Below are 25,836 nucleotides of genomic sequence, written 5' to 3' on the forward strand. Positions count from 1 at the left end.
GGTTGATCGTGAGTAGGACGGAATAGAGGCGGGCGTGGGGGACAACGAGAACGAAGAGAACAACCCCTGGAGGAGGGGGGTGGAGGAGGAGGCGACCTTCCGGCCCGCGGTCATCGACACCTCGAACCTCCTCGACTACCAGCAGTGGGCTGAGGAGGAGCGCGGCTGGCGCAAGCTGCTCGCATCGGTGGACGGTGGTGCGGCCCTGGAGACCGAGGAGGGCCGGGCCGAAGCCGCGAGGCTGGTCAGCGCGCAGTCGGTGATGGACGCCTCGACGGCGTTCTACAACGCCCAGGAAACGTTGATCTGGCTGGAGGACTTCATCCGTCGCCAGGCCGAGGCCATCGCCGGCCCGGAGCGAGCCTGGCAGGGGGCCGCCGCCGACGCGTTCCTGGCGAAGATGCAGTACTTCGCTGACTGGCTGGGCAGCCAGGCGGAGCGCATCGCCGGTGTAGCCGGCACCAACCACATCAACTCGGTGCCCCACCAACTGCTCAACAGCGCCAACTACCTGGCCTGGGCCCAGTACGCGATCAAGAAGCTCGACTACGACTGGGCGACCATCGCAAGGGAGAGCGGGGTCGAGCCCAGCGGAAAGCTGGTGCCGATCAGCGGTACGGCGTTCGAGAAGCCGATGGCCCGGCAGATGGCACAGGTCGTCGGCACCCTGGCCGACCAGTACAACTTCACCTATGACGCGGTGACTCCACCGGGCGGGACCGGCGAGCCGGACATCCCGGAGCCGACGATGCCGACCACGCCGCAGTTGACGACGCCGCCTCCCCTGACCACGCCGCCGCCCCCGACGACGCCGCCGCCCCCGACGATCCCGCCGCCGGATGTGACGCCGCCACCAACGAACGGGCCTCCGGAGGTGACGCCTCCGCCGACGGTCCCGCCGCCGGATGTGACGCCGCCTCCCCAGGTGACACCGCCGGGTGTGGTGCCGCCACCGGTGGTGGCACCCCCGGGCACTCCGCCGCCGGCGCAGGGTCCGCCCGACCCGGATGGGGGGCTCTCGCCTCCGCAGGTGGTGCCACCGCCGACCTCCCACAACTCCACGGTGCCGGTACCGCCAGACCTCGCTCCCGCGCCGCCCATCGTCACTCCCGCCCCGGTCGGCGGCCTGCCGGGCTTCGACAGTCCACCCACCGACGGGTCCGGCGTCGACCAGCCCCCCGGTGGTGTCGTTCCGCCGCCGGTCACACCCCCACCGGTCGTTCCGCCGCCGGTCGCAGCGCCACCCGTCGTTCCCCCGGTCGTTGCTCTGCCTCCTGCGAACGGCGGGACCAGCCAGCCGCCGGAAACGGATTCACCGGATTCCGGCGGTGCTGTCCAGCCCCCGGTGATGCCTGATGCGCCGGCCTCGCCGGACCTGCCGGACGTCCCTGCGCCGCCGCTGGCACCGGACGTGCCGGCGGTTCCCGAAGTCCCGGGTTCGTCGGGACCGGGTGCGCCGGACGCGCCGGGCGCGCCGGCTGCGCCGGCTGTTCCGGAGCTGCCGGTGGTGCCAGGTGCGCCGGAGGTTCCTGGTGCACCGGTGGTGCCGGAGGTTCCTGGTGCACCGGTGGTGCCGGCGGTTCCTGGTGTGCCGGGTGTTCCGCCGATGGTTCCGCCGATGGTTCCGCCGGGTGCTGGTGGTCCGGGTGGTGGTGGGCAGTTGCCTGAGGTGCCGGATTCGGGTGGTCTGGTGGAGGGGGATCCGGGGGATTGGCAGCCGGTGGTTCCGGGGGCTCCGGTGCCGGACGCGCCGTCGGGTGTGGGTTCTGGTGGTGCTGGTCTGGGTCCGGATGTGCCGGCTGTTCCGGAGCTGCCGGTGGTGCCAGGTGCGCCGGAGGTTCCTGGTGCACCGATGGTGCCGGCGGTTCCTGGTGCACCGGGTGTTCCGCCGATGGTTCCGCCGATGATGCCGCCCGGTGCTCCCGGACCGGGCGGGACGAACGGTGCGCCCCTTCCCGACCTGCCGGACGCCAACGGGCTCGTCACCGGTGACGAGGGTAACTGGCTGGGAAGCGGGGGCGAGGCGGACGGTCCGGCCGCGCCGGACGGCACCGCCGCGGGCGGTCCGGGCCTGGGCGCCCAGCCGGTCGGCACCCCGCCTCCGGACATGAGCACCCTGCCTCCGGGCGCGGGCAACCCACCGACGGACGTGGGCACCCCGCCGTACACCGGAATGGCCCCGCCGTTCGCCGGGATGCCGGGCGTGCCCGGCCCTGCGGGGACTCCAGGCGGTGGTGGCCCGAGCATGCCGGAAACCCCGGACGCGCAGGGCCTGATCGGAGCCGACCCGGGCAACTGGCACCCGTCGGGTAGCGGTGTCGACCTGCCCGGTGCCCCGGCGGGCGCCGAACCCGGGGGACCGGGGCTGACCGGTCCCGGCGTGCCCGCCCCGGCCGACGCGGCGGTTGACGTGCCGGCTGCGGACGTCCGCGAACCCGGGATGCCGGAATGGTCCGGGGTACCTGGCGTGTCCCTACCGGCCGTACCGGCCCAGCCAGCGGGACCGGCCGGTGGCGGCGCTGCCGTGCCGGAGCGGCCCGTCGCAGGTGGCCTCGTCGGCGCGGACGGCGCGGACTGGCTGCCACCCGGTGAACCGCAGCCCGGCGAACCGCATTCCGGTGAGCCGATCGCCCGAAGCGGGACGCCTTCGGCCGGAGTGGGCCTCGTCGCACCTGTGGAGCCTGCGCAGCCCCCACCCGTGGTGGCCGTTGCCGGGCTGGCCGCCGCAGCGTCCCTCGCGGCAGCGGCCACCGCAGAGGCCGGGTCGGGGCCGAACCGTAGCGCCCCGGCCGTACCGGGGACGAACCCCGGCACCCCGGTCCGGGCGGTCAGCCCGCCGACGCCACCGGTGGCCCGGGAAACGGCGGTTCCGGTCGAACACCGTGGCCCTGTCCTCGGCCCGCTCAGCCAGTCCGAGGACGACCGGGAGGACCCGGACCGGCCCGAGGCAGCCGAACTGCTGACCGAGCAGGCCGCGACCTGGGCGACCGAGGACCCGGACGCCGACGCACCGACCGGCGACGAGTTCGTACCGGTGATCCTGCCGGACGACGAGCAGACCGACATGACCGGCTGGGACGATGCCGCGCCGTCCTGGTTGGACGGAAGCGCTGGCGAGCGAGATCGGCGGGCGGACGATGACTGAGCACGTGGCCGGACGGGCGGTGTGGCGGCGGACGGCCACCGGACCCCGGACTGCGGACGAGGACGAGCGGCTGAGTTGCGGTGGGCGGGAACCCACCGTCGAGGAGCGGTACCTGATCATGCGGGAGCGTCGGCTGGCCCGCAAGGCCGAGGAACGCGCGCGGGCCGAGGCCGAGGCGCGCACGGTCGGACCGGCCTCCCAGCGTCGGTCCGACGACGACGAGGAGGACGACCTCAAGGCCGCCGAGCGGTTCCGCAACGACCGGTACGCGGTCGAACTGCTCCACCAGGACGATGCCGCCTGGACCGGCGGCGGCGCCGGCCCGGGGGTGCTCGGATGAGTACGGTCACCGTCAAGCGCCCGCCGCGGGCGGCCGGTCCGGACGCGCCCGAGGGCCGCCTCGACCTACAGGAGCCGCCGCTGATGGCGGAGGAGGCGCCGCTGGACTTCCGGTCGTTCGCGATGATCGTGCCGATGGGCCTCGGCATGGGCGCGATGATGGCCATGTTCGGGCTGTTCAGCCGCTCACCCATCATGTACGTCATGGGCGGTGCGATGGCCGCCGGCATGTTGCTGATGGGGGTCATGCAGATCGGCCGGGCCGCCGCCGACCGCAAGCGCAAGATGCGCGGGGAACGCCGCGACTTCCTGCGCTACATCGGCCAGCTGCGCCGGCGTGCCCGCGCCGCGGCGGACCAGCAACGGCAGTACGTGCTCTGGAACAATCCGCAGCCGAGTTGGCTGTGGTCGGTGGCGATGAGCAGCCGGCTGTGGGAACGGCGGCCCAGCCACGACGACTTCGGCCGGGTACGGATCGGAATCGGCCGGCAGAACGCCATGCTCGAACTGAGCCCGCCGTCGACGAAACCGATCGAGGACCTGGAGCCGCTGTCGTCCATCTCGCTGCGACGGTTCTCCGAGGCGTACCGGACGGTCTCCGGTATCCCGATCTCGGTGGGGCTGCGCAGCTTCACCAGCATCGAGTTCGAGGGCGATGCGGAGTCCGCGGTCGACCTGGCCCGGGCGATGGTGGCGCAGCTGGTGACGTTCCACGCGCCGGACGAGTTGCGGGTGGCGGTGCTCGCCGAGGAGGTGCACCGTGACCCGTGGGACTGGATCAAGTGGTTGCCGCACAACGCGCACCCCACCGCGTACGACTCGGCTGGGCCGGTGCGCTTGTTCTCCGGCCGGTACGAGGAGCTGATGGACCTGCTCGGCCCCGAGGTCGGCGACCGAGGTGACCACGACCGGGCGGCCCGACCGTCGGCCGTCGAACCGTTCCTGGTGATCGTGGCCCATCTGGTCGAGCTGCCGGAGAGCGCCCGTCTACTGGGTGCCGGGATCCGCAACGTGGTGCTGCTCGACCTGACCGGGGGAATGCCGGGCGGCCCGAAGGTACTGCGCCTGTCGATGACGGACGACCAGGTCTCGTATCCGGCTGGGGAGAGCACCGGCACGGCGCAGCGAGACAGCCTGGACGTGGCGGCGAGCGAGGCCCTGGCCCGGATCATCGCGCCGAAGCGGACCAGCGGCACCCTCGACGTGGTCGACGAGCCGATGGAGTCCAGCTTCGAGCTGACCACACTGCTCGGCATCCGCGACGCCTACACCATCGACGTACCGGCGTTGTGGCGGACCCGGCAGCCGCAGCGTAACCGGCTCACCGTGCCGATCGGGGTCACCGAGGACGGCGAGGTCATCGAGTTGGACCTGAAGGAGTCGGCGCAGGGCGGGATGGGCCCGCACGGGCTGCTCATCGGGGCGACCGGGTCCGGCAAGTCGGAGCTGCTTCGGACGCTGGTCTGTGCGCTTGCCGCCACGCACAGCTCGGAGATTCTCAACCTGGTGTTGGTCGACTTCAAAGGCGGCGCGACCTTCCTCGGCATGGAGCGGCTGCCGCACACCTCGGCGGTGATCACCAACCTGGCCGACGAACTGCCGCTGGTCGACCGGATGCAGGACGCGCTCAACGGCGAGATGACCCGCCGTCAGGAGGCCCTGCGGGCCAGCGGGTACGCCTCGCTGTTCGACTACGAGAAGGCCCGGGCCGCTGGGGTCCAGCTGGTGCCGTTCCCGGTGCTGTTGATCGTCGTGGACGAGTTCAGTGAGTTGCTCTCCAGCAAGAGCGAGTTCATGGACCTGTTCGTCTCGATCGGCCGGCTCGGCCGCAGCCTCGGGGTGCACCTGCTGCTCGCGTCGCAGCGCCTCGACGAGGGCCGGATCAACCGGGTCGAGGGGCACCTGTCGTACCGGATCGCGTTGCGTACCTTCTCGTCGATGGAGTCCCGGTCGGTGATCGGGGTCGGCAAGGCGTACGAACTGCCGCCCGAACCGGGCAACGGCTACCTCCGACTGGACACCACCAACCTGGTCCGGTTCAAGTCGGCGTACGTCTCCGGCCCGTACACCGGAGCGGGGGCGGTGCGGGAACGCCGCGACGACGAGCCGGTCCCGCTGCGTGTTGTCGAGTTCACCGGCCGGCAGGTCGACGCCCGGCACGACCCTGGCCGCGAGCAGCCGATCGTCGCCGAGCCGACCGAGGTGGCAGACGAGGCCGAGGCGGCGACCGGGCCGACCCTGGCCGAGGTGTTGCTCGACCGGCTGGCCGGGGCGGGGCCACCGGCCCGGCAGGTCTGGCTTCCGCCACTGTCGACCGCGCCGAGCCTCGACGCGTTGCTGCCGAGCGTGGTGCCGGACCCGGCACGTGGGATGACCGTGGACGACCCGGACGCGCAGGGCCGGCTGCGGGTACCGGTCGGTGTGGTGGACCGACCGCAGGACCAGCTCCGCGAGTTGCTGACCGTCGAGCTTGGCGGGGCCGACGGGCACGTGGGTATCGCCGGTGCACCGCAGAGCGGCAAGTCGACGCTGCTGCGCAGCCTGCTGCTGGGGCTCGCGTTCACCAACACACCGCAGGAGGTGCAGTTCTACGGGTTGGACTTCGGTGGCGGTGGGCTGTCGTCGGTCGCCGGCCTGCCGCACATCGGTTCGATCGCCACCCGGATGGAGCGGGACCGGGTGGTCCGCACGATCCAGGAGATCGGGCAGGTCATGGAGCGGCGGGAAGCCGAGTTCGCGGCGCGTGGACTGGACTCGATGCAGAGCTACCTGGCGGCTCGCGCACGCGGTGACATCGACGACCCGTTCGGGCACGTCTTCCTGGTCATCGACGGCTACTACACGATGAAGCAGGACTTCACCGAGCTGGACAGCCGGTTCCAGGAACTCGTCTCGCGGGGGCTGTCCTTCGGCATCCACGTGATCATCACGGCGACCCGCTGGTCGGAGATGCGGACCTGGCTGCGTGACCTGATCGGCACCAAGCTTGAGCTGCGGCTCGGTGACACGATGGAGTCCGAGGTGGGCTCCCGCAAGGCGGCCACCGTTCCGAACCAGCCTGGCCGTGGCCTGACCTCCGGCGGCCTGCACTTCCTGGGCGCGCTGCCACGGATGGACGGCAGTTCACAGGTGACCGACCTGGCCGAGGCGACCAAGGCGGTCACCGAGGAGATCGGCACCTTCTGGTCCGGTCCGCCGGCCCCCACGGTACGGATGCTGCCCACCGTACTGTCGGTCGAGCGGCTGCCCGGACCGGAACCGGAGTTCAAGGTCTGCCTCGGCCTGGACGAGCAGCGTCTGGCCCCGGTCTGGCACGATTTCATGACCACCCCGCACCTGCTGGTCTTCGGGGACAACGAGACCGGCAAGTCGAACGTGTTGCGTCTGGTACTGCGGGCGATCCAGCGACGGTGGACCCCGGAGCAGGCGAAGGTGGTGCTCGGTGACTCCCGCCGGGACCTGGACACCGCCCTGCCGGCCGCCTACCAGGTCGGGTTCGGCTTCACCGGCGACAAGCTCTTCGAACTCGCCGGGCAGGCTTCGGTCTCGATGAACCGGCGGGTGCCGGGCCCGGAGATCTCGTCCGAGCGGATGCGTCGGCGGGACTGGTGGGAGGGACCGGAGCTGTTCGTCGTGGTCGACGACTACGACCTGATGACCAAGAGCGGCGGGATGGGTTCGGCGCTCGAACCGCTGCTGCCGCTGCTGGCCCAGGGCCTGACCATCGGCCTGCACCTGATCGTCGCGCGCAGCACCTCCGGTGCGATGCGGGCCATGATGGACCCGGTCATCCGCCGGCTCTGGGAACTCGGCACGCCGGCGACCCTGCTGTCGTACCCCAAGGAGGAGGGCAAGTTCCTGGGGGAGGCGGCGCCCCGTCGATTGCCGCCGGGGCGGGCCCAACGGGTCACCCGCCGCGGGGTGTCGCTGATGCAGACCGGGTACGTCGAATGAGCCTTCCGGCTTCGAAGGGAGTACGCGGGTGACTGCCGCGATGCAGGGGCGGTTGTGCCGGATCAGCGTCGTCGGTCCGGACCGTAGGGTCGACCTGGCTGTCCCGTCCACCATGCCGGTGGCGGCTTTGCTGCCGATGCTGATGCGGCACGCCGTGCCGGACCGGCGGCCCGAGGGCGACGACACCGGGGGCGCCTGGGTGTTGCAGCGTCTCGGCGAGGCGCCGTTCGACCTCGGCGCCACCCCGGAAAGCCTGGACTGGCTGGAAGGGGAGGTACTGCACCTGCGCCGGGCCGAGGACCCGCTGCCCGAGCTGGACTTCGACGACCTCGCGGAGGGCATCGCCACCACCGTCAACCGCCGCCCGGACCGCTGGCAGCCGGAGTACCGCCGGCCGCTGTTCCTGGGGCTGTCCTCCGTCGCGCTGGGCCTGCTCGCCGTGCTGCTCACCGACCGGGGGCCGGTGTTGCCGCAGGTGGTCGCCGCCGGTGTCCTCGCGGCGGTGTTCCTCACCGCCGCGCTGGTCTACGCCCGCCGGGTGGCAGACGGAGCGTTCTCGCTGCTCTTCGGTGTCGCCGCCACGGCCTTCGCGGCGCTGGCTGCCGCCAGCGCGGTGGACGGGCATCCGACCGCGATCGCCGTCACCGGACCGGCGGTGCTGGCCGCCGCGACCGCAGGGGCCGGGATGGCCATGGTGCTGCTGCTGGCCCAACGGACCCTCACCCCGCATCTGCCGTTCGCGCCGATGCTGGTCCTCGCGGCGACCGGTACCGCGACCAGTGCGCTGGTGCTGGTACACCTGGCCGCGTCGCTGGCCTGGCAGCAGAGCGCCGGTATCGCCGTCACGGTGACGCTGACCGTGGTCGTGGTGGCGCCCCGGGCGGTGGTGAAGTTCGCCCGGCTGCGCGGGCCGCAGCTACCGAAGACCGGCGCCGACATGTCGTACGACACCGAGCCGGTCCCTGCCGACGTGGTGCGGGAGCGAACCGACGACGCCGACACCTACCTGACGGTGACGATGGTCAGCGCCGCACTCGCGCTGCCGGTCCTGTTCGACCTGGTGCTCGCGACTCCCGGTTGGGCGGGGTGGGCGCTGGTGTTGACGGTCGCCAGTGCAATCCTGCTGCGCGCACGTACCTTCCTCGGGTTGTGGCAGCGCGTCGCGCTGACCGCCGCCGGTACGGTCGGGTACCTGATGGTCCTCGATCGCTTCTCCCAACTGTTGCCCGACGGATGGCGGTGGGCCCTGCTGGCCGGGTTGCTGGCGGTGCTGGTCCCGCTGGTGCTGGCCGCGATGCGGCCCTGGCCGCGGCGGCTGCTGCCGTTCTGGGAGTACACGGCGACGTTCCTGGACGTGGTGACGGGGGTGGCGGTGTTGCCGGTGCTGGCGCAGATCCTCGGCCTGTACGCCTGGGCCCGCGGATTGTTCGGGTAGGCCGGGGTGCAGACGCAGCGCGACCACGTCCACGCCCACACGTTCATGATGGGCCGGCTCAGCTCGGCTCTGGTCGGGGGGGATCCGACCGGGGCGGAGATCCCCGGCCGTCGCGCGCAGACCGGCCTGCTGGCCGGCGTCATCGTGCTGGTGCTTGTGTTGGGCGGCTTCGCGGTCTACGGCTGGATCGTCCCCGGCGGCAGCCGGGCCTACCGGCAGGCCGGCGTGATCCTGGTGGAGAAGGAGACCGGTAACCGGTACGTGGTCGTCGACGGGATCATGCACCAGGTGCCCGATCTGGCGTCGGCGATGCTGATCCAGGGCGCGGCGGGTCACGTCAAGCTGATATCGAAGAACTCCCTCACGGGTGTTCCCCGGGGCGCGCCGCTGGGGTTGGTGGGTGCGCCGCGACAGCTACCCACCGCCGACGCGCTGACCCAGGGGCCCTGGCTGGCCTGCCTGCCCAGCTCGGTGGCCCCCGCCGGTGGCGGTATCGGCCTGGGGGTCCAGCTCGACCCGAGCAGCCCCACCACCGCCCTGCCACCGGATCGGTTCCTGGTGGTACGCGACGTCGCCGGGGTGCGGTACCTGCTGTCCAACCAGCTCAAATACCGGATCGACGACGAGGCGGTGCTGGTGGCGCTCGGTGCCGCCGCTATCGATCCGCCGCCGGCCCCGAGGATGTGGCTCGGCTGGCTTCGGGAGGGCCCGGCGTTGGCTCCAGCCGAGATCGCCGGGGCAGGTGAACCGGGACCAGCGGTCGACGGGCGGCGGTACCCCGTCGGCATGCTGTTCCGGCAGCGTACGGCAACCGGCTCGGCGCAGCATTTCGTCCTGCGGCAGGACGGGCTGGCACCGATGAGCCGTACCGAGTTCCTGATCGCCGACGCCGCGACTGCCCAGCCCCCGGTCGAGGTGGGGTCGGCCGCGATCGTCGCCGCCCGCCGTTCGGCCGACCGGACGCTGCTCGACCGCCTGCCCGACCTCGTGTCGTGGCAGCTCGCCGAAACGGCCGGCCGGGCGGTCTGCATGCGACAGTTCCCGGTCGCAACTGAGACGGTCGCCAGTGTGGTGGTCCTCGCTGGTTCGGGGGACTCGGGCGTCGTGACCGCCGACGGAACGACCACCGTACGGGCCCGCCCCGGCTCCGGAATGCTGGTGCTGCCGGTGCCGGCGGCACCGGCAGCCACCCGCCAGGTCGCGTTCATCTCCGACGAGGGTCGGGTCCACCATCTGGCCGACGAGTCCACGCTGGCGGCGCTGAAGTTCTCCGGCGTCAGCCCGGTGCCGTTCCCGAAGGACCTGCTGGCGGCGATGCCCCAGGGGCCGGTGTTGAGCCGCAAAGCCGTAACCAGCCTGGCGGAAGGGTGAAGGCATGTCCGTGATCCGTGGTCTGTTGCGCGGCCAGGGCGGCTCGGTCGGCGGTGTCGTCCAGCACACCGTCGGCAACGCGATGGTGCTGCACGCCGAGGAGGCGATCAGCGCCGAGGCGCAGTCGTTGGCGTTGACCGTGGTCGAGGACGCCGACAACGATGTGGTGGTGCTCGATCTGGGGCGCAGTCTGCCGGTCGGGTCCTGGGAGTCGATGGCACTCGTGCTGCCCCGACGCCGCCGGGGGATCCGGTTGATGGCGTGCGGGGCGTACGGCGACACGGTCGCGATGGCCGGGCAGTGGCTGTCGGAGCGGCTGAACCGCACCGTCATCGCCCCCGACGGTGAGCTGGTCCGGGGCGCGGGCGGCGGGCTGTTCGTCCATTCCACACCGGACAGTGGGTGGATCAGGTTCCGTCCGGGCAAACCGCCGACCTGGGACGCCAAGCGTTACCCGGCCCCGTCGTGGGACAAGGCGGCGACTGAGCGGAGGGCGTCCAGTTCGACCGGGGAGATCGAGCCGTTGCCGGGTGGTGTCTGGATCCACGACGTACGCGACCCGGAGACGGTGGCCGAGCACCGTCAGCGGCTGGTCGCCGACGTGCCGTGCCAGCCGGAGGTGATGACGGTGCTGCTCGGCTGCCCCGGGACCGCCCCGCTCTCCCTCGACGACGTGGTCCGCTTCTGGCGTGCGCTCGATCCGCAGAGCCGTGACCGGGCCCGGTTCGTCCAGTACGGCGACGTCCGTCTCCCGGAGGGCGAGGCGTTCGGCCAGGCCCTCGCTGACCTGCTCGCGACCGGCGTCACCTGCTACACCGGTGTGCCGGTCGGCGCCCCCTACCGGTACGAGATCCGGACGGTACGCGCCGACGGCGTGCTGGGCTGGCAGCCGTTCGCGCTGGAACTCGGCTACGTGCCACGGTCGCGGGACGCCGTGAAGGGGCGGCGGCCGGTGCTGCTGCGTCACCGCACACCGCTGCCGCACGTCGAGGAGGTCGAGAGCAGGGTCTACTGGTACGCCCCGGACGCCGTGATCGAGGTGGTCCAGGCCGGGCTCTGGGTGCGGTCGACGGAGGTCCCGCCGAACGCCGACCAGATTCGTGACCTGCGGCTCGACCCGGAGGGAAGCAGGCTGATCTTCGACGATTCGGTGGTCGACCGTGCCGGCCGGATGCGTGAACTCGCCGAGGACCTCGCGGCCCGGATAGAGGGTAGTACCGGTCCGGGGCACACGCTGCTACCGACGTCGGAGCTGGTGCGGCAGCGGCCGGCCGGTCGGGCGGAGGCGGTATTGGCCACCGTGGCACCGTCGATCGTCACTCGGGTGCCTCGGGAGGCACCTCAGCCGGCAGCGACGGCCTTGCCGGCGCCGATGGCCGAGTCTGTCTTCCACCCGGCGGCGGCGCGACCGGCCCCTGCGCCGGTCACGGACCAAGTTCCGCCGGTGGCCGCGCCCACCGCACCGTCGACCCCGGCGACGGAACCGGTGACGGTGGACGTCCCGTCGGTACTGCCGGTAGCCGCGCCGGTGCGTGCGGAGCCGTCGTCACGCCCGGTACCGACCGAGCTGCCGCCGGTCCCGACCGGCCCGGTCGGTGTGTCTGAGCCGGTGGTGACCGGCCCGGTCGGTGTGTCCGAGCCGGCGGTGACCGCCGCGATGGCCCGGGCGGTGGCCGGCACCGAGCCGTCCGTTGGCCCACCGGCTCCGATCGCCCCGCCGGGGATGGTCGCCGCGGAGCTGGTGGTGCCGTCCGCTGCGGCCCCGGACCGGCCGGTCGGCGCGACGCCGGCCCCAGCCGTCGCCGCCGCGCCAACCCGACCCGCGCCGGACTCACCGCGGTCGGTGGATCCCGGAGTACGGCACCAGCCGGTGCCCGCCGCCTCGGCGTCCGCGCTCCTGCCGAAACGCCGTCAGCTCGACGACGAGCGGGCCTGGTTGCGCCGTACGCTCAGCCGCGAGTTCGACAACATGGCCAGCTCGGTCGCCCGGATCATGTCCGAACATCCGGGCCTGCAAGGCGCGGGTACGGCCAGCGCCGACGACATCCTCGCCGACTCGGTGGCGGTCCGTCTCCACCTGTCCGGGCGGGGTGCTGCTGTCGACGCCGGCCTGCGGTCCGGCGTCACCGGCCCGCACGTACCGTTCGCACGGTGCGTGGCCGCGGGGCTGTCCCGGCTGCCGTCCTACCGGGGCGCGACGATCTACCGAACCTCGCCGCTGGCTGCCGAGTGGGCGGCCTACCGGCAGCGCCGGCCGGTCACCGACTGGTCGTTCGTGACCGCCTTGACCGCCCCCTGCTCCGGCCAGCGGGGCGACACCGACGTGCTGATCTGGTCGATGACCGCCCGTCGGACGGGGCTGCTGGAGCCGGCCGGCGACGACCGGGTCGACGACCGGGTGCTGTTCCTGCCCGGAACCCACTTCAAGATCCTGGAGTTGCGGGAGCCGGCCGGCGACCAGCGCGGTGCGATCCTGATGCGCGAGATCGGGGCCACCGAGATCGGTCCGGACGGGCGGGTCGACCCCGGTCGGGCGTCCTTCGACGAACTCGCCGCGACGTCGCTGCGGCGCAGCCTGAACCGGTGGGCCGAAGCCGAACCGGCCCGGCGGGTCGGCTCGGCCGCCCGGGACCGGTTCGGCGGGCTGCCCGGCCTGATCCGTCGCCCGGCGGACGAGGAGGTGACCGGCAGATGACCCGACAGGTGCTGGTGGTGGGCGGGGGGAAGCCCGGCGCGTACCCGACGATCGGTGCCGCGGTGGCCCGTGCCCAGGCCGGGGCGACGATCACGGTCCATCCCGGCCGGTACACCGAGAAGATCGTCGTCGGTGACCGGATCACGATCAGCGCGGCCGAACCGGGCTCGGTGGAGGTGCGGGTCGAGGAGGGCAGCGTCCTGGTGGTGCACGGGGACGGTGCCCAGCTGCGCGGCATCACCCTGGCCAGTGCCGATCCCGCGCTCGCAGCCGTCGACGTCCACTCCGGTGAGGCGGCGCTCGACCACTGCGTGATCAGCGGGGCGTCCTGGACGACACTGCTCGCCCGGCTGCGGGGCTCGGTCGCCCTTCGCGGCTGCGAGATCCGCAGCCCGGCCGGGACAGGGGTGGTGGTCACCTCTGCGGCGCCCAGCACCATCGAGGACACGGTGATCAGCGAGGTGGCCGCGTCGGGGGTGGTGGTCACCGAGACGGGTGTGTTGACGCTGCGGCGGTGCGCGGTGCGCGACACCGGCGCCAACAGTGTGTGTGTCAACGGCGACGGCCGGTTGACCGTCGAACAGACCGAGATCAGCGGAGCCGGCAAACCGGCTGTGGTGGTGGAACAGCGGGGCTGGGCGCGGATCGGCCGGTTGACCGTCACCGGGAGCGGAAACGTCGACCTTTTCCTGCGCGGCGAGGTCGACGTGGTCGTCGCCGACTCCCGGTTCACCGGCGCGGCCGTGCAGGCCGCGCACATCACCGACGGGGCGGCGCCCCGCTTCGAGCGTTGCCTGTTCGGCGTTGCCGGACACAGCGCCGTGCAGGTCACCGGAGCGGCCCGGCCCGTCTTCACCGACTGCACGTTCGCCGACACGCCGATCGGTATCAGCGTCGCCGGATCGTCCGCACCCCGCTTCGCGGGAGTGACGATCCGGGGCACCACGACCCACCTGGCGGTCGTCGACGAGTCCGCGTCGGCGGTGGTAGAGCGCCTGCGGGCCGAGATCAGCTCCGGAGCCGGGATGCGGGTCGCCGGCGGTGCCGCGCTGGACGGTACCGATCTGGTGGTGGCGGCAGGTCCGGCGCTCGCGATCGAGGTCACCGAGGGCGCGCGTGGCGCGGTACACGAGGCACGGATCACCGGTACGGCGGCGAGCGCGGTGCTCGTCGCCGGGGGCGCCGTCCTGGACCTGCGGACCGCCCTGGTCCGGGGTGCCGGCGTCCGGATCGAGCACGGCGAGCTACGGATGCGGGACAGCGAGGTCGTCGAGGCGCCGGGCACCGGGATCGAGGTCGGCCCCGGCGGTGTGCTCTCGGCCACCGAGATTCGGGTGAGGCGGTCGGCGCACTGCGGCGTCGCGTTCGGCCGGGGCGGCCGGGGAGATCTCACCGACTGCGAACTGCTCGGCAACGGTGCCGCCGGAGTCGACGTGGACACCCCGGAACCGGTTGCGTTGATCCGCTGTGTCGTGCAGGACAGCGGCGACGAGGATGTCCGTCGGGTCACCGACGCGCAGCTGACGGTCGAGGGACTACGCTCCGACCGGCCGGCGGAACCCGCGTCCCCGACGTCCGGCGCCCCGGCGTCCTCCGCTGCGCCCGACGAGGCCGGGCCGGACGGTGGTCCGCTGCCGGTCGAGCCCCAGCTGGGTGGGCCGCTGGGCGAACTCAACGGACTGATCGGTCTGCGGGAGGTCAAGCACGAGGTGACCGCCCTGGTCAACCTGATCAGGATGGCGCAGGTACGTCAGGAGATGGGCCTACCGATGCCGCCGATGAGCCGGCACCTGGTCTTCGCCGGCCCGCCGGGTACCGGTAAGACGACGGTGGCCCGGCTCTACGGGTCGGTCCTCGCCGAGTTGGGCATCCTCACCAAGGGACACATGGTCGAGGCGGCGCGGGCGGACCTGGTCGGACAGTACGTCGGCTCGACGGCGATCAAGACCACCGAGCTGGTCACCAAGGCGCTCGGCGGGGTGCTCTTCGTCGACGAGGCGTACACGCTGTCGGCCGGGTCGGGCGGGTCGGGACCGGACTTCGGTCAGGAAGCCATCGACGCGCTGATGAAGATGATGGAGGACCACCGCGACGAGCTGGTGGTGATCGTGGCCGGCTACTCCGAGCTGATGCAGAGGTTCCTGGCCTCCAACCCGGGCATGGCCTCCCGGTTCACCCGGACCATCGAGTTCCCGAACTACTCGGTCGAGGAACTCGTGACGATCACCTCGAACCTGTGCGGCAAGCACTACTACGAGTTGACCGACGACGCGGTCGAGGCGTTGCGCACGTACTACACCCGGGTGCCGAAGAACGCGACCTTCGGCAACGGTCGGGTGGCCCGCAAACTCTTCGAAGCGATGATCAACAATCAGGCGTCCCGGCTGGCCACGACCCCACCGTCGAAGGACAGCGAACTCAACCGGCTCACCGCGCTGGACCTGGCTCCGGAGCTGGAGTTGCTGGACACCATGCCGGTGGAGGAGCCCGACCAGCCGGACTCCACCCGCAACCCGGCCGCCGCGATCAACGCCGCCCGGACCTGGCGGCGGGTCTGCGACCTGGTCGGCGTCGCCCCGGTACGGGAAGCGTTCGGGGCGACCCTGCTTCAGCTCTGCGAACTGCGGAACCGGCGGCGTGGCTACGGCAAACACGCCAACACGGTGATCTCCGGCCCGGCCGGCAGCGGACGCAGCGAGATCGCCCGCCTCTACGCGGCGGGCCTGTCCGAACTGGGCCTCGTCCCGGTCGGGCAGCTGATCCGGGTGAGCAGCCACGACCTGACTCCGCAGTGGCCGGGCCAGACCCGCAGCCTGGTAGAGGCGGCACTGGGTGACGCCGAGGGCGGGGTGCTGCTGGTCGACTACACCGACGACGGCACCGGCACCGGGACGGACATCGTCGAACACGTCATCGAGGCGACCCGCCGTAGCCTCGGTGACCCGGTCGTCGTGCTGCTCGCCGAGCCGGACACGGCGACCGCACTGAGCCGGGTCGTTCCCGCCGTCGGCGAGATCTTCGGACAGCACTGGTCGATGCCCGCGTACTCCCCGGAACAACTGGCCGAGATCGTCGTCCGGCATCTGGTGCGCCGCGGCCATCAGGTCCCCGACGACGTCCGGGCAGCCCTGGTCGGCCTGACAGCAGGGCTGCCCGCGCCGACCGCCCGGGCCGCGCACCTGTACTCGTGGCAGCTCACCCGCACCGCGGCGTCCCGTACGCTGGCCCTCGCCGACCTGCACGGCGTGACCGCCCGGGGCGACGTCACGAGCCAACCCGCCGTCGGCCTGGCCGCCGTCGGCTGAGCCGAGCCACCGTCTGCGACACCGAGCCACCGGAGGCCGCCGTGACACCCGAACTGCAGGAATTCGTCGACCACGCCCGAGCGTTCGAGCAGTCGATGCGCGACGCGCAGGACACCCTGGCGAGGTCGGTGGTCACCGGACGGTCCGCCGACGGCACGGTGACCATGGTGGTCAGCGGCCTCGGCAAACTCCAGGCCGTCCGGGTCGACCCGGCCGTGTTCGACCAGCGGGACCCCGAGGCATTGCAGGATGCCATCGCGCAGGCGGTCCGTGCCGCCGCCGAGTCCGCCGGCGCCCTCGCCGAGCAGAAACTCGGTCCGGTCGAGATCACCCTGCACTGAGGTGATCTGCACCGACCTGACCGCCGGCCGGTTCGACGCCGTACTCGGAGAGCCTGCGCCGCAACCGGCGCAGATCCCACGCGGCGCCGAGCTGGGCGTACAGTTCGGCCGCCTCGCCCCCGGTCCGGGCTGCCGCATGCGGTTGACGGCTCGCCGCGAGCAGTACCGCCGCGTCCTCCAGCGCGGCACCGAGTTCGGTGATCCGGCCGGTCGTGCGGTAGTGAACCGCTGCGGTGAGGGCCGGAGCCGCATCTCCGGTAACCAGAGCCCGGCAGCGCGCCGCCGCCGTGTGAGCCCGTGCCGGGCGGACCTCTCTGGCGGCCTCGTCGGCGCAGACGGCCACCGCCCGCTCGGCCACCTCGCCCCGGCCGGTGGCGAGCGCGAGTCTGGTGAGGGCCGGCAGCCACTGGTGGCGCAGCAGCATCGGGGCGTACCCGGGAATCAGTAGCGGCTCCAGCACCGCCAGCGCATCCCCGGGACGGTCCTGCTGCTCGGCGATGGTCGCCCGGGCCGCCAGCAGGAAGTCGCGGCACTCCCGCTCGGCGTCACTGGCCGGCAGGTCCTCGGCTGACTCCAGGTGCGCCCGGGCCAGCTCCGGCTCGTCGCGGTGCGCGGCGACGAGCGCGGCCACACCGTGCAGCAGCATGGCGACCGCAACCGGCTCCCGGGTACCCAGGAAAGTGATCCCCGGGGCGCCGTCGGTGACGGCGTTGACCTCAGTCAACGTGTCGTCCCACCGGCCACGCCAGTAGTGCTGTACGGCGGTGGCGACCTGCAGGCTGGGCGGTAGCCGGTGCCGGATCGCGTAGCGGGTGGCAGCCTGCAACGTTCGTTCGGCTTCGTCCAACCGGTCCAGGTTCTGCAAGGTGAAGACCCGGTTGTCGAGCAGGTGGAAGTACATGCCGGCGAAGGCGGGGCGGCCGACCAGCAGGTCCAGCGCCTGATCGAGGTAGCGCAGCGCCTGCTCGTGGTCACGCCGGACGGAGTTGGTCAGCCACCTGGTCTGCAGGGCGAGTGCCGCCTCGTACGGTTGGCCCGCGGCGATCGCCTCGTCGTGCAGCCCTGCGGCGGTGCGGTCCGCCTGGTCGAGGTTGTCCAGCGGTCCCTGACGGATCTGGGCCAGTAGCATCCGATGCCGGGTACGCCAGAGTTCCGGAACGGCGCTGTCGGTCATCGCGTCGGTGAGGATGCCGATCGCGGTGTCGACGTCTCCCCGTCGATGCAGCATCGTGGCGAGCAGGTGCCGCATCTCGGCCCGGTCGGCCGGATCGACGGCCGACCGGGCAGCCTCGCAGGCCTCGTCCAACGGCCAACCGGACTGCCGGAAGTCCATCCTCACCAGCCCGACCAGCAGCTGTACACGCTGTGATGGCGTGGGCATTCCGCTGTCCAGTGCCCGACGCAGCAGGTCCGTGGCGACGCGGGGAGCCTGTCGGGCCAACTCGGCGTGGTGGGCGATCAGCCAGGTGACCACCCAGCCGTCAAGCACCGCCGGCAGCGCAGCCAGTTGCTCGGCGACCCGGTTCACCGGGCTGCCGTGGCGGGCCAGCGCCTCGGCAACCCGCCGGTGTAGGTCCGGCCGGTCCGTGGCCGGGATCTGCTCGTAGAGCGCCCGACGCAGGAACCCGTGGCGGAACCCCAGTTCGCGGCCGACGGCCACGACGACACCGGCGGCCAGCGCCTCCTCCAAACCGGACACCACATCCATGGCGGCGCGACCGGTCGCCGCGACCAGGTCACCGACGGCGAAAGCGGTGCCGAGCAGGGCGGCGGTCCGCAGCACCTGCCGGGTGCCGGGGGCCAGCACCTCGACCGTGCTGCACATGGCCGTGATCAGCGAGTCCGGTGCGGACACCGCAACGGTGTGTGGAATGTGGGCCAGGCCGCCGTCGACGCGTACCACGCCGCGCCGCAGCAGCGCCTCGGTCATCTCCCGGGCGCAGAGCGGGTTGCCGCCGCTGGCCGGCACCACCTCGGCCAGTTTCGGTCCGAGCGGAGCGCCGACCAGGCTGATCACCAGCTGTCCGACTGCTTCCGGTGGCAGGGGACCCAGCCGGAGCACCAGACCGTCGCCGGCCTGCACGCGGCGCCGCACCTCGGCCAGTTGGTGATGGCGCGGGTCGGGTCGGGCCGCCGCGACCAGCAGCAGCGGCAACCGTCGGGTGACCGCGACCAGCCGGCTCCACACCCGTACGGTGGCCGGGTCGGCCCACTGGAGGTTGTCCACGACCAGCACCATCGGGGCGATCGCGCAGGCTCCCCTCAGATAGGTCAGCACCTGCTCGCCTGCCGGCCCGGGAGTGGCCGGGCCGGCCTCGTCGGCATGTGTCCCGGCCGCTGGCACCGTCACCCGGTGCTGCCCGGGTGCGGCGTCGGGACGCAACGCCCGGACCAACACCGCCAGGGGTACGCGCAGGTCCGCTGCGGTGGCGACGCCCCAGCCGAGTTGGCAACCCCACTCACCCGCGTCGGCGAACGCGGCGGTGAGAATTGCGCTCTTGCCGATGCCCGGTTCACCCTCGACCCAGACCGCCCCACCCTGCCCGTCGGCGACCGCCCGGAGCGTGTCGCGCAGCCGGCGCAGCTCGTCGTCCCGCCCGGTGAGCCGCTGGTCCGCGGGCCTGTCGCGCAGCATCCGGGCCACCTGCGGGGGCAGTGTCACGGGGAACCGACGTGGCTCGACCGGCTGCGGCGCGGCGGCGCCGCGTATCCGTTCGTACCGGTCGGTGAAGGCGGGACGCGGCTCGGCGCCCAGCTCGGTGCGGAGGATACGCCGGGCCGTGTGGTAGACCTCCAGCGCCTCGGTCCGCCGGCCGACCCGGTCCAGAGCGAGCATCAGTAGTTCGTGCAGCGGTTCGTGTAGTGGGTGGTCCCGGACCAGCCCGGCCAACTCGGCCACCACCGAGTCGTCGCCCAGCTCGGTGAGGATGCGGGCCCGTTGTTCGACGGCGGCGAGCCGCTGCCGGGTGAGGCGGGCCCGCTCCAGCTCGAACCGGTGACCGGTCAGCCCCGCGTACGCCTCCCCGTGCCACAGCCGCAGCGCGTCGTCGAGCAGGCCGCCGGCGACCGTCGGCTGCCGGTCGCGGCCAACGTCCGCCCGGGCGCAGAGTTCGGCGAACTGGACGCTGTCCAGGTCACCGGGGTGTAGCCGTAGCGTGTACCCGGATGTTCCGGAGACGAGCAGGCCGTGGCCGAGGCTGCGGCGCAGCCCCGATACGTACGTGTAGAGGTTGCCGATCGCGGTCGGTGGTGGCGAGCCGTCCCAGACACCGTCGATCAGGTCGTTGCGACCGACCGGCCGACCGGCGGCGGTGGCGAGCAGCGCGAACACGGCGCGTTGCCGGGCCGGTCCGAGGGCGAGTTCCCGGTCGCCGCGCCACGCCCGGACCGGACCGAGGACGCTGACCCGCAGCGGGGCGTCCGGGTCGGGCCCGCCGTCGCCTGGCGGCCTGTCGGCGGCGGAGGAGGCGCGGCTCACCGCAGGACGGGAGTCTGTTCGTCGAGGAGCGCCGAGCGTGACATGCGCGGTGCGGTCGGGTCGCCGGGCAGGTACGGGCGGACCCGGGTGAGCAGGGCCTTGAGCTGGGCAGTCCGGTGTGCCGGAAGCCGATGTTCCCGCAGCGCCGACCAGGCGACGTCGGCGGCGGCCTCGAAGTCACCACGCTGTTCGTGTGAACAGGCCGCCACCCAGCGCATCTCCCCTTCGAGATCGAGGTCGGTGGTGCGGGCCGCGACCCAGCTGGCCGCTGCCACGGCGTTACGCTCCTGCCCCAGCAGCAGCCGGGCCAGCCAGGCGGTCAGTGACAGCCGTGGGGTGGGATCGAGGTCGGGCTGGGTGCGGGCCCGGTCCAGTGCGGCGATCGCGACCCGCGGTGCCCGCTCGGCCAGCTGCTCGATGTGCCCGGCCAGCCATTCGCTGGTGGCCCAGTCGAGCGGTACCTCCCCGGCGAGCAGCTGCGCGGCGACCCGTTCGGGTGGCGCGCCGCAGGCGGCGAGTCGTTCGGCGAAGGACCGGTGCAGGGTGCCCCGTAGAGCGGCGGGTGTGTCCTCGTAGAGGGCCCGGGCGACGATCGGGTGCCGGAACTCCAGCCGGTCACCGCCACGGGTGAGGATTCCGGCCGCCAGCGCTGGCCCGAGCGTGCGGAGCAGGTCACATCGCGAACGATCGGTGACCGCGGCCAGGTCGGCCAAGGTGCAGCCTGCTGGTTCGGCCGCCGCCGTCAGCCAGTACCCGGCGAGCAGGGCGACCGCCCGCAGCCGGTGGCGGACCTGCTCGGGCAGCGGCGCGAGATGCGGGTCGACCACGGCGGCCAGGTCCACGTCGCCCGGCACAGCGGCGGCGAGGTGCCGCAGGTAGTAGGGGCTGCCGGCGGCGTCGTGGAGGATCCGTTCGAGTAGCTGAGGGTCGGGCGGCTCGCCGGTGGTGGCCCGGACCAGTGCGGTCGCAGCGTCGCTACCGAGCGGCGCCAACTCGATGCGCTCGTGGGCGGGCACCGACTCGACCCCGGCCGCACCGGTACGGGCGGCGGCCACCAGCAGCAGAGGGAACTGGTTGGCCTGCGCGCCGAGCTTCGCCCAGACCCGCAGGGTGAGGGGATCGGCCCACGGGAGATCGTCGACGACCAGGACGATTGGCGCGGCGGTGACGGCGCGGCGGATCACCTCGACCGCCCGGTCCGCCACCTCCGTGTCCGGGCCGGTGGTGTCGAGGTCGGCGAGCTGCGTGACCAGAGCCGCCCCGGTCGGCTCACCGGCCAGGGCGGACCCGACGCACTCCAGCAGAACGCCGAGCGGCCTCTGCTGGGCGACCTCGTCGGCGACGGCCCAGCCGGTGCGGGCGGCACCCCCCAGTGCCGCCGCGAGCAGGGCCGACTTGCCGATGCCGGCGACGCCCTCGACGCGGACACTGCCGCCGTGACCGGCGGCGGCTCTCGCTGCGGCCTGGCGTAGCCGCCGTACCTCGTCGCGCCGACCGACCAGGGCGGGACGCGGAGGGGCGCCGACGTTCGTCGGACCGGTCCCGGGGCGGTCAGCCGCATCGGCACCGAGTGTGCGTACCGCCTCGGTACCACGCCCGGCGGCCCGCAGCGTGCCGGCCGGTGTGGTGCGTAGGCCCTCCGTAGCGGGGTGGGTCGCGACCAGGTCGTGCCGGACCCGGATCGCCTCGTCGTGGCGGCCGGCGACGGTCAGCAGGTCGGCGTACCGCTGGTGGGTGGCGAGTCGCAGTTCGGCCAGGCGGTGCCGCTGGGCTTCGGCGAACGGTCCCGGCACTCCGGCCAGCGCCACACCGCGCCACAGCCGCAACGCGGATTCCACGGCGGCCAGCTCGGCGGCCGGATCACCGGCGGCCCGGTGTGCGCGGGCCGCCTCCCGCAGCGCCTCGAACCGGGCCACGTCGACCGACTCCGGGGCAACGTGTAGCTGGTAGATCCCGCCACCCGAGGTGAGTAGTCGACCGCCCGCCCACCGGTCGCGGCTCGGCTCCAACAGGTGCCGCAGGGTCGAGACGTAGGTGTAGACGTTGCCGGTGGCGCTGGCCGGGGGGTCGTCACCCCAGACGGCGGCGACCAGCCGGCTGCGACTGACAGCCTGGCCGGCGTGCAGGACGAGTACACAGAGGACGGCAGTACGACGGGCCGACCCCAGCGGACACTCCACATCGCCCTGCCGAACCTGTACGGGCCCGAGCAGCCGGAAATCCAGCCCACCAGCCTCGCCGGAACCACCGTATTCTTCGGACATTGTTACCTCGTCGACCCAGCGTTCACGCACTATTTCTAGTCGGTCCCTGTAGCAGACTGCCACCGAATGGCCGCCACGTCACGAGTCCGTCGTGCGATGCTCACGATCGGCAGCACCGGGGGCACCGGGAGTCGGGGCAAGCCGAGGCGGAGGCGAGGGCAGCGAACGTCCCGAAGGGTTCCCCACGGCCCGACCGGCCTGATGGACTCGACCGGTGGTGGCCCACCCCGATACCTCGACCGGCCCGTTCGCGGGTGAACTCTTCCGTACGCTCGCCGAAGAGGGGCGACTGGTCCTGGACGCGAGCCAGGCCGACGACGCCATCGCCGGACTGGAGCGCCTCCTGGCGGAGGTCCACGCCCGGCTACGCGTCATCCAGGGCTGGCGGCAGATGCCCACCTCGCAGGTCGGTCAACTCCCCGAGGAGGTGGCGGCGGAGGTGGTCGACGCCGTTTTCGCCGACCAACTCACTCCCGGTTGGTGGGAGACGGTCGCCGAGGAGATCCCGAAGTACATCGAGGCACTGCGCCGGGCGCGGCGGGCCCCACCACCGACCGGACCGCTTCACTGACCCAGGTCGGGGCGTGGAGATTTTCTGAAGGTCGCCGGCCGAAACTGTCGTGGCGCCCACGACACGCGGAGGTACCAGTGGAACGAATTCAAGTGGTCCTGCATGCGTCGGATCCGCTCAGCCACGCGGGACTCGCCAGCTTCCTGCAGGCCCGTCAGGAAATCGCCCTTCTGCCCGCCGAGGAGCGGGCGCAGGCCGACGTACTCGTGTACGCCAGCGCCCGGCTGACCGCGAGCGCGGTGACGTTACTGCGCCGCTGGACACTGGAGAGCCGTTTGCCGGTCGTCCTGGTGATCGACGAGATCACCGATGGTGAACTGCTCACGGCGGTGGAGAACCGGGTGGTGGCGGTCCTGCCCCGCGCCGCGGTCAGCGGGGAACGGCTCGCGCACAGCGTGTCGGCCGCCGCCAACGGGGGCGGCGTGCTGCCGTCGAGCATGGTCGGTGAGCTGTTGAAGCACGTCGAGCGGCTGCAGCGGGAGGTGCTCGCGCCGAACGGGCTCAACGCCGCCGGTCTCACCCCGCGTGAGGTCGATGTACTGCGGCTGATGGCAGACGGGCTGGACACCCAGGAGATCGCCGGGGAACTCTGCTACTCGGAGCGGACCGTCAAAAATGTGATCTATGGCCTCACCCATCGGCTCAAGCTACGTAACCGGTCGCACGCCGTGGCGTACGCGTTGCGGTCCGGGATGATCTGAACCTGATGGTCGGATCCGGGCCGGCGGTCGGCCGACACGTCGTCGGCAACGCTCTCGTGCTGCACGCCCGCGACCGGATCAGCGCAGAGGCGCGGTCACTCGCCCTGGGTATGGCCGGCGACGCCGACCACGACATCGTCCTGCTCGACCTGCACCCTACGCTACCGGTGGGCCTCTGGGACGCCGTGGCCCGCGAACTGCCGCGCCGACGCCGCGGAATCCGGCTGGTCGTCTGCGGTGCGGGGCCGGACGTGGCGGCCCTGGCCGGGCAGTGGCTCGCCGACCGGCTCCGACGTCCGGTGGTGGCGCCGCACGGGAACCTCGTCCCGGGTGCGGCCGGTGTGCTCTTCGTGCACGCCGAGCAGGACAGCGGCTGGGTACGCCACCGTCGGGGCCGCGCCCCGACCTGGCTGGGCAAGCGGTACCCGGGCCCCGCCTGGGACGGCGCCGCCAGCGCGTACCTGCCGACCAGCGCGTACCGCGTGGTGGAGCCGCTACCCGGTGGGGTGTGGCTGCGGGACATCCGCGACGCTGCGGTGGTGGCCGGGCACTGGCGGCAGCTGGCGGCGAGCGTGCCCTGCCAACCGCAGGTGCTCACTGTGGTGCTGGGCTGCCCGGACACCCCGCCGCTACCGCTGGACGACGTCGCCCGGTTCTGGCGCCGGCTGCCCGGCACCGCCCGCCGGCAGGCCCGGTTCGTCGCCTACGGGCCGGTCCGGCTACCCGCCGGTGCGCCGCTGGGTCAGGCACTCGCCGACACGCTGGACACCCCGGTCGTCTGCTACGCAGGGCTGCCGGTGGGCGACCCGGCGTACCCCCGGATCCACACCGTCGCCGGCGACGGCGGGCACGGCTGGCAGGTCCACGTCCGTGAACTGGGCTACCGGCCCCGGCCGTGGTCGTGGCCGGGCACCACCACCCTGCCGCACATCGTCAGCTACCAGGCGCCCGACGTGCTCGGTGAGGCGGTCGCTCCCCGGGTCCACCGCTACACCGACGACGCGGTGGTCGAGATCATCCAGTCGGGCCTCTGGGTGCGTCCGATGGAGCCGCCCCGGCATGCCTCCCGCGTCCGGGCCCGCCCGGCCGACCCCGACGTGCACACCGTCGTGGTCGACGACGCCGAGCCGGCCTCGGTGCCCCGGCTGCGGGAGCTCGCCGACGACCTGGTGGCCCGTCTGGACGGGGCCACCCGGGCGCGCAGTGTGCTGCACCTCGCCTCCGGGATCACGGCCACCCCCGGCCCGGCGAGCGAAACGGCTCACCGCCCGGTGGCGGGTAACGTCACCTACCGGTTCACCGCCTTCGATCTGGGCCTGGACGTGCCGCTCCGGCCGCCGACGGAGGTGCCGCCGACAGTCGTGCGTCCCACCGGGCCGGTGCCGGTCAGCGCCGGGCCGGTCGCCTCCCGGCCCGTGAGCGCCGTGTCGGCCAGGCCGGGACAGGCCGGCGGGGTGGCGGCCGAACCGCTGTCGCTGCAGTGCCCGCCCGACCCGGAAGCCTGGGCGGTGCCCAACCCCGACCGGCAGGAGGCCGACCGGGCATGGCTGCGTCGCGTGCTGGCCGACCAGGCCACCAAGGCCGCAGAGGAGGTCTTCGGGATCCTCGGCGAAGAACCCGAGGCCACGGCCGATGCGGCGGCGGTACGCCTCTACCTGTCGCCGGCCGGTGCCGGCCTCGACGCGACGCTGCGCTCGGGCCGACCCGACCAGCAGATCAGCTTCGCCCGGTGCGTGGCGGCCGGTCTGGACCGCCTGCCGGTTCACCGTGGCCCCTCGCTGCTACGCGTCGATCTGACCGCAGACCGGCTGCGCACGATCGCCACCCACCGGACACTCACCGACTGGGGCTTCACCAACGCCGTTGTCGGGTCCGTCGCGTTGCCCGGCACGGTCGACGTACTCATCTGGTCGGTCGGTGGTCGCCTCACGCGGATACTGGAACCGGCCGACGGTGTACCCGTCCGTGTGCTGTTCCGGCCCGGAACCACGTTCAGGTTGCTGGCTGCCACCGAGCCGGCACCGGACCGGCGTGGCCGGTTGTTGCTCCGCGAACTGGCTGCGGACGAGCCTGACCGCGAGCACGTGCCGTTCGATGACCTGGCGCTGGCCTCGCTGCGGCAGTCGATCCCGCAGATGACGGCAACCCGGCCCGGCGCCACGCCCGGTGCGGCTGACCTGAGCCGGTTCGGCGTCCTTCCCGGCTTCCGCTGATCCTGCAGTTCGGGAAGGCTTCTT

General features: G+C 72.7%; 13 protein-coding genes. 11 read left to right on the forward strand and 2 right to left on the reverse strand.

What is annotated here, in order from left to right:
• The first annotated feature begins 34 nt into the window (after nt 1-34).
• From HCA58_RS15995 to HCA58_RS16030, 8 genes are read left to right on the forward strand one after another with little or no spacing between them, the layout of a single operon-like run.
• The gene (locus tag HCA58_RS15995; RefSeq protein WP_169598635.1) at nt 35-3,145 is read left to right on the forward strand and encodes a hypothetical protein; all 3,111 of its coding nucleotides are present in this window, start codon (nt 35-37) and stop codon (nt 3,143-3,145) included.
• Nucleotides 3,138-3,485 (forward strand): hypothetical protein, encoded by a 348-nt coding sequence (locus HCA58_RS16000; RefSeq protein WP_169598636.1) that lies wholly within the window; start codon nt 3,138-3,140, stop codon nt 3,483-3,485. Before HCA58_RS15995 ends, HCA58_RS16000 begins: the two co-directional genes overlap by 8 nt.
• Complete coding sequence (gene eccCa, locus HCA58_RS16005; protein ID WP_169598637.1) at nt 3,482-7,438, forward strand: type VII secretion protein EccCa; 3,957 nt, start codon at nt 3,482-3,484, stop codon at nt 7,436-7,438. The genes HCA58_RS16000 and eccCa overlap by 4 nt, the downstream gene beginning before the upstream one ends.
• A gap of 28 nt (nt 7,439-7,466) precedes the next feature.
• A complete protein-coding gene (gene eccD / locus HCA58_RS16010; RefSeq protein ID WP_169598638.1) occupies nt 7,467-8,873 on the forward strand; it encodes a type VII secretion integral membrane protein EccD in 1,407 nt (468 codons plus the stop codon).
• A gap of 6 nt (nt 8,874-8,879) precedes the next feature.
• Entirely contained in the window at nt 8,880-10,244 is a 1,365-nt protein-coding gene (gene eccB, locus HCA58_RS16015; RefSeq protein WP_169598639.1) for a type VII secretion protein EccB, read from the forward strand.
• A 4-nt stretch (nt 10,245-10,248) separates the two neighbouring features.
• Nucleotides 10,249-12,939, forward strand: coding sequence for a hypothetical protein (locus HCA58_RS16020; protein ID WP_169598640.1), 2,691 nt, complete (start codon nt 10,249-10,251; stop codon nt 12,937-12,939).
• Nucleotides 12,936-16,244 (forward strand): right-handed parallel beta-helix repeat-containing protein, encoded by a 3,309-nt coding sequence (locus HCA58_RS16025; RefSeq protein ID WP_169598641.1) that lies wholly within the window; start codon nt 12,936-12,938, stop codon nt 16,242-16,244. Before HCA58_RS16020 ends, HCA58_RS16025 begins: the two co-directional genes overlap by 4 nt.
• Nucleotides 16,245-16,285: 41 nt before the next feature.
• Entirely contained in the window at nt 16,286-16,585 is a 300-nt protein-coding gene (locus tag HCA58_RS16030; protein ID WP_169598642.1) for a YbaB/EbfC family nucleoid-associated protein, read from the forward strand.
• On the opposite strand, the gene HCA58_RS16035 is transcribed toward HCA58_RS16030, so the two are convergent.
• Together HCA58_RS16035 and HCA58_RS16040 are read right to left on the reverse strand one after the other, a co-directional pair.
• Nucleotides 16,572-19,997 carry a BTAD domain-containing putative transcriptional regulator gene (locus HCA58_RS16035; RefSeq protein WP_205808803.1) on the reverse strand — a complete coding sequence of 1,142 codons (3,426 nt, stop codon included), beginning with the start codon at nt 19,995-19,997 and terminating at the stop codon, nt 16,572-16,574. The genes HCA58_RS16030 and HCA58_RS16035 overlap by 14 nt on opposite strands.
• Before the next feature lie 62 nt (nt 19,998-20,059).
• Nucleotides 20,060-22,327: a BTAD domain-containing putative transcriptional regulator gene (locus HCA58_RS16040; protein ID WP_240956292.1), complete on the reverse strand. Its 2,268-nt coding sequence runs from the start codon at nt 22,325-22,327 to the stop codon at nt 20,060-20,062.
• Nucleotides 22,328-22,541: 214 nt separating this feature from the next.
• Between HCA58_RS16040 and HCA58_RS16045 the strand changes: the two genes are divergently transcribed.
• The 3 genes from HCA58_RS16045 to HCA58_RS16055 all read left to right on the forward strand — a co-directional run bounded on the left by HCA58_RS16045 (nt 22,542) and on the right by HCA58_RS16055 (nt 25,812).
• Entirely contained in the window at nt 22,542-22,898 is a 357-nt protein-coding gene (locus HCA58_RS16045; RefSeq protein WP_169598644.1) for a hypothetical protein, read from the forward strand.
• 77 nt (nt 22,899-22,975) lie between these two features.
• Nucleotides 22,976-23,599 (forward strand): response regulator transcription factor, encoded by a 624-nt coding sequence (locus HCA58_RS16050; RefSeq protein ID WP_169598645.1) that lies wholly within the window; start codon nt 22,976-22,978, stop codon nt 23,597-23,599.
• 5 nt (nt 23,600-23,604) lie between these two features.
• Nucleotides 23,605-25,812: a hypothetical protein gene (locus tag HCA58_RS16055; RefSeq protein WP_169598646.1), complete on the forward strand. Its 2,208-nt coding sequence runs from the start codon at nt 23,605-23,607 to the stop codon at nt 25,810-25,812.
• The last annotated feature ends 24 nt before the right edge of the window (nt 25,813-25,836 follow it).

Source organism: Micromonospora sp. HNM0581 (assembly GCF_012726175.1).
Classification (GTDB): Bacteria; Actinomycetota; Actinomycetes; order Mycobacteriales; family Micromonosporaceae; genus Micromonospora.

Coding starts and splice junctions, on each gene's coding strand:
- HCA58_RS16000 (WP_169598636.1), top strand. CDS start 3,138: ATGACTGAGCACGTGGCCGGACGGGCGGTGTGGCGGCGGACGGCCACC.
- eccCa (WP_169598637.1), top strand. CDS start 3,482: ATGAGTACGGTCACCGTCAAGCGCCCGCCGCGGGCGGCCGGTCCGGAC.
- HCA58_RS16020 (WP_169598640.1), top strand. CDS start 10,249: ATGTCCGTGATCCGTGGTCTGTTGCGCGGCCAGGGCGGCTCGGTCGGC.
- HCA58_RS16025 (WP_169598641.1), top strand. CDS start 12,936: ATGACCCGACAGGTGCTGGTGGTGGGCGGGGGGAAGCCCGGCGCGTAC.
- HCA58_RS16040 (WP_240956292.1), bottom strand. CDS start 22,327: ATGTCCGAAGAATACGGTGGTTCCGGCGAGGCTGGTGGGCTGGATTTC.
- HCA58_RS16055 (WP_169598646.1), top strand. CDS start 23,605: ATGGTCGGATCCGGGCCGGCGGTCGGCCGACACGTCGTCGGCAACGCT.